The sequence below is a fragment of the Streptomyces sp. NPDC051636 genome (genome assembly GCF_044453765.1).
Taxonomy (GTDB): Bacteria; Actinomycetota; Actinomycetes; order Streptomycetales; family Streptomycetaceae; genus Streptomyces.
This window is the reverse complement of the sequence record NZ_JBITDA010000068.1, coordinates 1-7921: the sequence shown is the minus strand read 5'-3', so window position 1 is coordinate 7921 and position 7921 is coordinate 1. Positions and strand designations below refer to the sequence as shown.

Genomic DNA, 7921 nt, shown 5'->3' with positions numbered 1-7921 from the left:
GGGGTCAGCCCCCTCAACATTTGGGCCCGATCGGGGGCTCGACTCCGCCGACCGCCTCAGCAACCGCATACACGCAAAAGCTCCGCCCCTGGCTGACCAGGGGCGGAGCTTCAGGTTGGAGCGCCGGGCAGGCCTTGCACCTGCATTTCCCCGCAGGAAGCGGGACGTCTTTCCTTAGGACCCTCCCGCGCAGCCGCCGTCTGGCGCGGCCACGGGCCGCCGGCCGGCGCTGAACATCCCCGACGTCTCCTGCAGAAGCCACCCGCGCTCGGCCAGGCGCCTGGCCTTCGAGCGCACCCCCTCGACCTTCGCCGGCGTCGTCCCCAAGCCCAGCTCCACCGTGATCTCCTTCGCCTTCGCCGGTCCCCTGCCCGCTGACCGCCGGTCCTCCAGCATGCCCAGAATCCGCTGGTAGTCCGGTGCCAGCACCGTCACCGGCAGCCCGTCCCGCCAGGGCGGCACCGTCGAGCCCGGCACCGACACTGGCACTGGTGACGCCGTTTCCTGCTCCGCCTCGGTCACGGCAGTCGTCCCGGCGGCGGACACAGCCAGGGCCTCGACCAGAAAGACCGCTCGCTCGCCACGGTCGCGGACGACGAGATCGGCGGCGCCCTCGAACAGCTGTGGGTGAGGCGGCGGTCAACACCTGGAACGCCCGCCGGGCGGCAGTGCTGTCGTGGCTGAGCTGGTGCGGCGAGCACGGGTATGACGGCCCGAGGGTGCCAGCGTGGGCGAAGCGGCTGACCCCGCCGGACTCAGAGACCCCGGCCCGCTCGAAGATGGCCATCGACCGGCTGATCGCCCGCCGCGATGTCCATCTCCGGGAGAAGACGCTCTGGCGGATGCTGTACGAGACCGTCGCGCGGTCGGAGGAGATCCTCGGCGTCAACGTCGAGGAACTGGATCTCGCCGGGCGCCGCGCCCCAGTGAAGGCCAAGGGCGCCCGGCCGCGCACCCGCCGCCGCGGCGCGGTGCGCGAGGACTACGTGCTGGAGACCGTGTACTGGGACGCCGGCACCGCCCGCCTGCTGCCTCGCCTGCTCAAGGGCCGTACGCGTGGGCCGGTGTTCGTCACCCACCGCAGGCCGGGCCCCGGCAAGGTCGTCAGCGCGCGCGACGTGTGCCCGGACACTGGGCTGGTCCGGCTGTCGTACGGGCAGGCCCGCATGCTGCTGGACGAGCACACCGCCCTCGGCGGCCAGAGCGGCACGGGCTGGGACCTGCACGAGTGGCGGCACTCCGGACTCACTCACCTCGGCGAGGCCGGGGCGAGTCTGCTGATGCTCATGGCCAAGTCCCGGCACAAGAAGCCCGAGAACGTACGGCGCTACTTCCATCCCTCTGCGGACGCGGTCGCCGAAGTCACCAGTCTTCTCGCGCCCGGCGACAGCAGGCGCTGACCGCTGTCGGCCCGGTATGGGGCCGATGAGGGTTCACTGTGGGTAGCGCACGATCAGCAGAGCCTCGACGTCTCCGGACGGTGCTTGGTACAAGTGCGGAACGTCGGCGGCCCAACTGCCATGCATGCCGGGGCCGATCAGGGCAGGAGCGGAGAGTACGCCGACGCGCGCGGTGCCGGCGAGGACGATGATGTCCTCTGTTGTGCCGGGGGTGTGGGCGGCGGACTCCTGCGTCGTTCCCGCGCGGATGCGCACTCGGTAGGTTTCCGTGACCGCAGCAGCAGTCTCAAATCGCTCGGTGAGGACGGCGTCCACGGCGTGACCAGAGACCTTGGTGGGAAAGGCGAGATTGTGCAGCGCTGTGCTGAGGGGCACTTTGAGGGCCGTCGTCAGAGCATAGAGCGTTTCCAGGGTGGGATTGCGCCGGCCGCTCTCCAACTCGGAGAGCGTCCCCTTGCCGATCTTGGACCTGCGGGCCAGCTCGGACAGTGACATCCCCTGCGCTTCGCGCAATTCCCGCAGGCGCAATCCGACGCGAGTGGCCAGGTCCATGGTGAGCCCCTCCTTGTTGCCGAGGCCAGTTGATCCGATGCCGCGCGAGACCTATCGTTCCACATACGGAACGTTCTGTATATGGAACACGTGATGATGCGACCTCGTATGAAGGAGTCTCATGGGGCCTCAGGAAAACGCGTCCCTGCCCGTTCGCAGCATGCAGGTGGCCCGCGTCCTCGCTGCGGCCGGCGTCGCGGGTCAGGTACGCGAGCTGCGGAGTCGACGCGCACGGCCGCCGAGGCTGCATCGGCCCTGGGGTGCGACGTGGGTGCGATTGCCAACAGTCTCGTGTTCATCTCCGATGATGAACCCGTTCTGGTTCTGGCCAGTGGTCAGCACAAGGTGGACACCACGGCACTCGCCGCCCGGTGGGGGCGTGGCAAGCTCCGGCGCGCCACCCCCGAGCAGGTACGCCAGGCCACCGGACAGGCGATCGGAGGTGTGGCACCCGTCGGCCACCCCCGTGCGCTTCCCACCGTGGTCGATGCAGCGCTGGCCGACTACGCCCGGGTCTGGGCCGCCGCCGGAACTCCCCGCACGGTCTTCCCCACCACCGCTGGCGAACTTGTCCGGTTCACAGGTGGACTTCTGCTCCCCGTCGGCCCATGACGAACGGGTCCGTCGGCCCGGGGACGGATCTGTCCGGGCAGGTGGCTCTGGTCACCGGGGGCTCGACCGGGCTCGGCCGGGCCATCGCGCTGGGCCTGGCGTCCGCCGGATGCACGACAGTGGTGGCCAGCCGGCGGCCAGAGGTGTGCCGTCAGGCGGCGGCCGAGATCGCTGCCCAGACGGGCAATGCTGCCTTGGGCCTCGCCTGCGACGTAACCGAGGAGGACGAGGTTCACCACCTCGTCGAGGAGATCGTCACTGAGTACGGCCGTGTGGACGTGCTGGTGACCAGCGCCGGGATCCAGGCGCGAGGCGAGCTCGGGGCGCTCGACGCTGTCACGTTGCGTCGCTGCCTGGATGTCAATGTCGTCGGAACCTTCCTCGCCTGCCAGGCGGTCGTACCGGTGATGCGCAGTGCCGGGTATGGCCGCATCGTCACCTTGGCCAGTGCTCTCGGGCTCGTCGGTGCCGCAGGTCGGGCAGGCTACGCGGCCAGTAAGGGCGCGGTCATCCAACTCACCCGCAGCCTTGGTGCCGAACTCGCCGGCGCCGGTATCTGTGTCAACGCGCTGGCTCCAGGTCCCTTTCGCACACCGTTGAACGACGGCATCGATGACGACCCGCACGTACGGGACTTCCTCGATCACCAAGTCCCCATGGGGCGCTGGGCCGACCCTGAAGAACTGGTCGGCGCGGCAGTCCTGCTGGCCAGCCCAGCGGCCTCTTACCTCACGGGTGCCGTACTTCCGGTCGACGGAGGCTGGACCGCCCACTGACAGCGACGGTCCTGGGCTGCCCCGGCCCCGGCCCAAGCCAAGGACAATTCGATCTGCCGCGGGCATGCCTGTCGGCATGTCGTGTACCAGGCCCGCCGCCGAAGAACCCAAGTGGGTGCAGCGAGCCGCCGTCCCTGGCGCCTCGCTGCACCCACTCCGATGCTGAATAGCGCCAACGCGGGGATGCAGGTGACCCGGCAGGAGGCGGTCACTCGTCCTTGGGGGCATGCGGATCGCGTAGGGGGCGCAGTCCGCCGGGTATGTCGGAGAGTTGGAAGGAGTAGCGGCCGAGCATGTTGATGTGCTGCCGCACGAACGGCGAGAGGCGGGCCACGTCCTCGTCGCGGACGTCGAAGCCGTCCGCGCGCAGCTGGTTCACCGCGGCGTCCACGTAGCGGGTGTTGAAGAGGACGACGGCGTTGAGGGCCAGGCCGAGGGCGCCGATCTGGTCTTCCATGCCGTCCTGGTAGCGCTGGTAGAGCTGTCCGGAGCGGCCGTGGAAGATCTTCCGGGCGAGGGCGTGGCGGCCCTCCTGGAGGTTGGCCTGCGCCTTGATCTGGCGGCGGTAGCCGGGCTCGTCGGCCAGGCGCAGGATGTGCAGTGACTTGGCGATCCGCCCGTAGTGCGCGATCGCGTCCCCAGCTCCGACACCCGGACCCCCGGGGCACGTTCAACAGGGAGTCCAGCACTGCCCGCTGGCCGGTGGTGAGCAGCCCGTAGAGGCTGTCCCACAGCCGTTGGTTCGCCGCCTCCCGCACCGAGGCCACCAGCCGTACGAGCGTCGTCACTCCGGGCAGCAGCACCCGCCGCTCGCGCAGCCACCCCACCGCCGCGTCGAACAGCGCTTTCGGCCCCTCCCCGGTCGTCCAGGCCCGCGCGTCCACCCACACCCGCAATTCGGCTTCCGCCTCGGCGAACTCCGTGTACTCCAGGATTCGCCGCAGCTCACGCACGTGATCCAGGCGGGTGTTCTCCCGCTCGCCGTACGCCTTGAGTACCGACGCGTCCGCGATGCCGAGCTGCTCGGCGAGGTACTCGGCGACCTCCGGCGGGATGTCGGTCGGGTCGTCGAGGAAGACCCCGAGGTAGCGCACGGTCGTCAGCTGCGCGGCGAAGCCCAGGCGGTTGTGGGATCGCCGTTTGGCCTCGACCAGCTCGCGGTCCGCGTCATCCAGGAAGAAGTACCCCTCCAACTCCGTACGGGGCGGCGCCCCGTGAAACGCCGCGTACTCGGCAGCTTGCTGATCCGTCAGAAACTCGACCGGCACCCCGGACCTCCACACAGTCAATGATCAACTCGACTTGCTGAAGGCTCCGCCCTCAAAGAAGTCCAGGTCAAAGCGCTCTCAGGTGCGCGGGAGGCTCAGCGCCGGTTTTCGTTCCGATGTTCCTCAACCCCCGAACAGCAGAAATCAAGGAATCACGTTCGGTTGAGATACGGCTTCTCAAGATGGCGGCAGCTCAGTGTTGAGCCTGTCGGCAGGCACTCGCTCGATGCGGGTCCAGCCCCTCCAGCCCCGCTCCTCCAGGATCGCCAACAGCCGCGCCGCGCCCGGTGAGGACTCGACCATGGTTGAGTCCAAGAGGTCGACGAACTGGTCGTCGATGCCGTCGTCGGCACCCACCTCGCCGGCCTCCACAGCGCGAATCATCAGGCGCTCCATGATGTCGGCGACCTCGACGATCCGCGGGTCGTCGGCCGACCAGTCGAGTGCCCCGCTGAGAAGGCTGTAGAGCTTCACCATGTCGGGGTCGTCCAGCTCCTCGTGCTTCTTGGCGATCACGGAGTCGATCAGGTGCGGCACCTGGGCGGCGATCATGATCCAGGCATCCCGCTCCATCTCGATGTACTGCTCCTCGACGCCGAGACCGCGCAGCCGGTCGAGGTAGTCCACCACGCTCTGCGGCAGCGCCAGGTGCTCTCCGACGGCGAGCTGGGCGAGCCGTCTGCGGGTGCCCTGCAACCGCCGGATCTCGGCGCGCAGATCCTTGTCGATCTCCTCGACGCCGGCGGCGAACTCCTCCGGGCCGGCGTCGAGGAGTTCCTGCACCCTGGCCAGCGGCACGCCGGCATCGGCCAGGGTGCGGATCCGGATCAGTCGCACGACCGCACCAGCGTCGTAGGTCCGGTACCCGGACCGGTCGCGCTCGGGCTCGGGCAGCAGGCCGATCTGGTGGTAGTGGCGTACCGCCCGTACCGTCACCCCGGCGTACGCCGCGAGCTGGCTGATGGTGAGCATGGGTCTCAGACTGCCTCAGGCGATCTTCCGGCGATAGGCGGCCATCGCGAAGACGTACGCCACGACGAGGATGCCGACGCACCAGGCGAGGGCGGTCCAGATGTCGTCGCCGACCGGCTGCCCTGTGAACAGAGCACGGATCGTGTTGACGATCGACGTCACCGGCTGATGCTCGGCGAACCAGCGCACTGGGCCGGGCATCGTCTTTGTGGGCACGAACGCCGAGCTGACGAACGGCAGGAAGATGAGCGGGTAGGCGAACGCGCCCGCTCCCTCGACCGACGACGCGGAGAGCCCGGGGATCACGGCGAGCCAGGTCAGCGCCAGGGTGAACAAGAGCAGGATGCCGGCGACCGCGAGCCATGCCGACACACCTGCCCCTGAGCGGAAGCCCATGAGCACAGCGACGCCCACGACGAGCACGAGCGCGATCAGGTTGGCGACCAGAGAGGTGACGACATGGGCCCACAGCACACCCGACCGCGCGATCGGCATGGACTGGAATCGCTCAAAGATCCCGCTCTTCACATCGGTGAACAGCCGGTACGCGGTGTAGGAGATGCCCGACGCGATGGTCATGAGCAGGATGCCGGGCAGCATGTAGTTCACGTACGAAACCGACCCGGTATCAATGGCGCCGCCGAACACGTAGACGAACATCAGCATCATGGCGACCGGCGTGATGACGGTCGTGATGAGGGTGTCCATACTGCGTGTGACATGGCGCAGGGTCCGCCCCGTGAGCGCGGCAGTGTCGCTGAAGAAGTACGCGGTCATCCTTGTCCCCCAGTTGTCGTGCCAGTGGCGTCGCTCTTGTCGCCGCCGCCGATGACCGTGAGGAAGATCTCCTCCAGAGTCGGCTGTTTCTCGACGTACTCGACCTTGGCGGGCGGGAAGAGCTGCTTGAGCTCGGTGAGGGTGCCGTTCACGATGATCCGACCCTGGTGGAGGATCGCGATCCGGTCGGCCAGCTGCTCGGCCTCGTCCAGATACTGCGTGGTGAGCAGCACCGTCGTTCCGTGGCCGGCGAGCTCCTTGACCGCATCCCACACCTCAATGCGCGCCTCGGGGTCGAGTCCGGCCGTCGGCTCGTCCAGGAAAATCACCGGCGAATTCCCGATGAGACTCATCGCGATGTCCAGTCGGCGGCGCATCCCACCCGAATACGTGGACACTCGCCGCGCGCCCGCCTCGTTCAGCGAAAAACGCCTCAGCAGGTCATCCGCGATCGCGCCCGGGTCCTTGAGGTGGCGCAGCCTGGCGACGAGGGCAAGGTTCTCCCGACCGCTGAGGATCTCGTCGACGGCCGCGAACTGCCCGGTGAGACTGATGGACTCCCGCACGTTCGCCGGTTGCGTGGCGACGTCGAAGCCATTGACGCTCGCCGTCCCAGCGTCGGCCTTCAGGAGCGTGGCGAGGATCCTCACGGTCGTGGTCTTGCCCGCCCCATTGGAGCCGAGCAGGGCGAAGATGCTGCCCGGCGCCACGTCGAAGTCCACACCGCGCAGCACTTCGAGCTTCCCGTACGACTTCTCCAGACCCTGCACGCGCATCGCCGGACCGGCGATCGTTTGGGCCGTCATGGTCATCTGCCTCCTTTGCGGAGCTGTTCCACGCGTCTGCGAGGACGCCCCTGCCGGAAGGATGGAGGGTTGACCCAGCGTCAAGGTCAAGCCCGCTCCGACCACGGCATCCAAGTCTTGCCGGAGACGAACGCCTTGCGACCCGGGCGGCCTGCACGTGGGCGGCGGACTTGCACCTGTGCCGTCGAGCCGCAGCTTCACGCCTTCGGCGTCGGCGTCGGAGAACAGATCCTCCAGCGTGCGCTGAGTACGTCCCGGACACTTACGCGACGCGTCACTCCAGGTCAGCATCAATGCCGCCAGTCGCCCGTTCGGAAAACAGGACCACGACGTGCTGATGATGTAGGTGGTCCTGAGCCGTATCCGGGTGCCCAGGCTCGGGCCGGGCCGCCCGTGCACCCGGCCGGACAAGGTTCGAGCCGACAAGGCGTACGGCTCCCGCGCGAACCGCGCCTACCTGCGCAAGCGCGGTATCCGCTGCACGGTCCCGGAGAAGCGCGACCAGGTCGCCAACCGCAAGAAACGCGGTTCGCACGGTGGCCGGCCGCCGAAGTTCGACAAGACCGACTACAAGGAACGCCACGCGGTGGAGCGCGGCATCAATCGCCTCAAACGCCACCGCGCGGTCGCCACGCGATACGACAAGCTCGCCGTCCGCTATGACGGCCTCGGGACTGGTGAGGTCGCATGTTCAAGTGTCGCGTATTCCGTCGACGGCACCCCATCTGCTCGCGTTGAGTAGTCGCTCAGCGAAGGGC

6 protein-coding genes and 6 pseudogenes are annotated in these 7921 nt (G+C 68.3%); 4 read left to right on the top strand and 8 right to left on the bottom strand.

All coding sequences use genetic code 11. The annotated features are described in order from the left end of the window. Positions 1 to 174: 174 nt before the first annotated feature. A complete protein-coding gene (locus tag ACIBBH_RS42045) occupies positions 175 to 522 on the bottom strand; it encodes a hypothetical protein (RefSeq protein WP_399414217.1) in 348 nt (115 codons plus the stop codon). 48 nt (positions 523 to 570) lie between these two features. On the opposite strand from ACIBBH_RS42045, the pseudogene ACIBBH_RS42040 reads away from it, so the two are divergent. Beyond that, positions 571 to 1400, top strand: a pseudogene (locus ACIBBH_RS42040) (tyrosine-type recombinase/integrase); the annotation flags it as partial. 33 nt (positions 1401 to 1433) lie between these two features. Here ACIBBH_RS42040 and ACIBBH_RS42035 read toward each other — a convergent pair. Continuing rightward, on the bottom strand, positions 1434 to 1952 hold the full coding sequence (locus ACIBBH_RS42035) for a helix-turn-helix domain-containing protein (protein WP_399414214.1): 519 nt from the start codon (positions 1950 to 1952) through the stop codon (positions 1434 to 1436). A gap of 121 nt (positions 1953 to 2073) precedes the next feature. Here ACIBBH_RS42035 and ACIBBH_RS42030 point away from each other — a divergent pair. Together ACIBBH_RS42030 and ACIBBH_RS42025 are read left to right on the top strand one after the other, a co-directional pair. Then, positions 2074 to 2564 (top strand): annotated as a pseudogene (locus ACIBBH_RS42030) (YbaK/EbsC family protein). Beyond that, entirely contained in the window at positions 2561 to 3340 is a 780-nt protein-coding gene (locus ACIBBH_RS42025; RefSeq protein WP_399414212.1) for an SDR family NAD(P)-dependent oxidoreductase, read from the top strand. The pseudogene ACIBBH_RS42030 and the gene ACIBBH_RS42025 overlap by 4 nt, the downstream one beginning before the upstream one ends. Before the next feature lie 208 nt (positions 3341 to 3548). Here ACIBBH_RS42025 and ACIBBH_RS42020 read toward each other — a convergent pair. The 6 genes and pseudogenes from ACIBBH_RS42020 to ACIBBH_RS41995 all read right to left on the bottom strand — a co-directional run. Beyond that, positions 3549 to 3980, bottom strand: a pseudogene (locus ACIBBH_RS42020) (Tn3 family transposase); the annotation flags it as partial. A 13-nt stretch (positions 3981 to 3993) separates the two neighbouring features. Beyond that, positions 3994 to 4608: pseudogene (locus ACIBBH_RS42015) on the bottom strand (DUF4158 domain-containing protein); the annotation flags it as partial. Positions 4609 to 4785: 177 nt separating this feature from the next. Continuing rightward, complete coding sequence (locus ACIBBH_RS42010; RefSeq protein WP_399414210.1) at positions 4786 to 5580, bottom strand: MerR family transcriptional regulator; 795 nt, start codon at positions 5578 to 5580, stop codon at positions 4786 to 4788. A gap of 15 nt (positions 5581 to 5595) precedes the next feature. Continuing rightward, a complete protein-coding gene (locus ACIBBH_RS42005) occupies positions 5596 to 6357 on the bottom strand; it encodes an ABC transporter permease (RefSeq protein ID WP_399414208.1) in 762 nt (253 codons plus the stop codon). After that, complete coding sequence (locus ACIBBH_RS42000) at positions 6354 to 7163, bottom strand: ABC transporter ATP-binding protein (protein WP_399414206.1); 810 nt, start codon at positions 7161 to 7163, stop codon at positions 6354 to 6356. Before ACIBBH_RS42000 ends, ACIBBH_RS42005 begins: the two co-directional genes overlap by 4 nt. Positions 7164 to 7279: 116 nt before the next feature. Beyond that, a pseudogene (locus ACIBBH_RS41995) lies at positions 7280 to 7421 on the bottom strand (IS5/IS1182 family transposase); the annotation flags it as partial. A 91-nt stretch (positions 7422 to 7512) separates the two neighbouring features. Here ACIBBH_RS41995 and ACIBBH_RS41990 point away from each other — a divergent pair. Next, positions 7513 to 7905, top strand: a pseudogene (locus ACIBBH_RS41990) (transposase); the annotation flags it as partial. Between the last annotated feature and the right edge of the window lie 16 nt (positions 7906 to 7921).

Bases quoted from the DNA above. Each gene is read 5' to 3' on its own strand.
- ACIBBH_RS42035 (WP_399414214.1), bottom strand. From the start codon at position 1,952: ATGGACCTGGCCACTCGCGTCGGATTGCGCCTGCGGGAATTGCGCGAA.
- ACIBBH_RS42025 (WP_399414212.1), top strand. From the start codon at position 2,561: ATGACGAACGGGTCCGTCGGCCCGGGGACGGATCTGTCCGGGCAGGTG.
- ACIBBH_RS42010 (WP_399414210.1), bottom strand. From the start codon at position 5,580: ATGCTCACCATCAGCCAGCTCGCGGCGTACGCCGGGGTGACGGTACGG.
- ACIBBH_RS42005 (WP_399414208.1), bottom strand. From the start codon at position 6,357: ATGACCGCGTACTTCTTCAGCGACACTGCCGCGCTCACGGGGCGGACC.
- ACIBBH_RS42000 (WP_399414206.1), bottom strand. From the start codon at position 7,163: ATGACGGCCCAAACGATCGCCGGTCCGGCGATGCGCGTGCAGGGTCTG.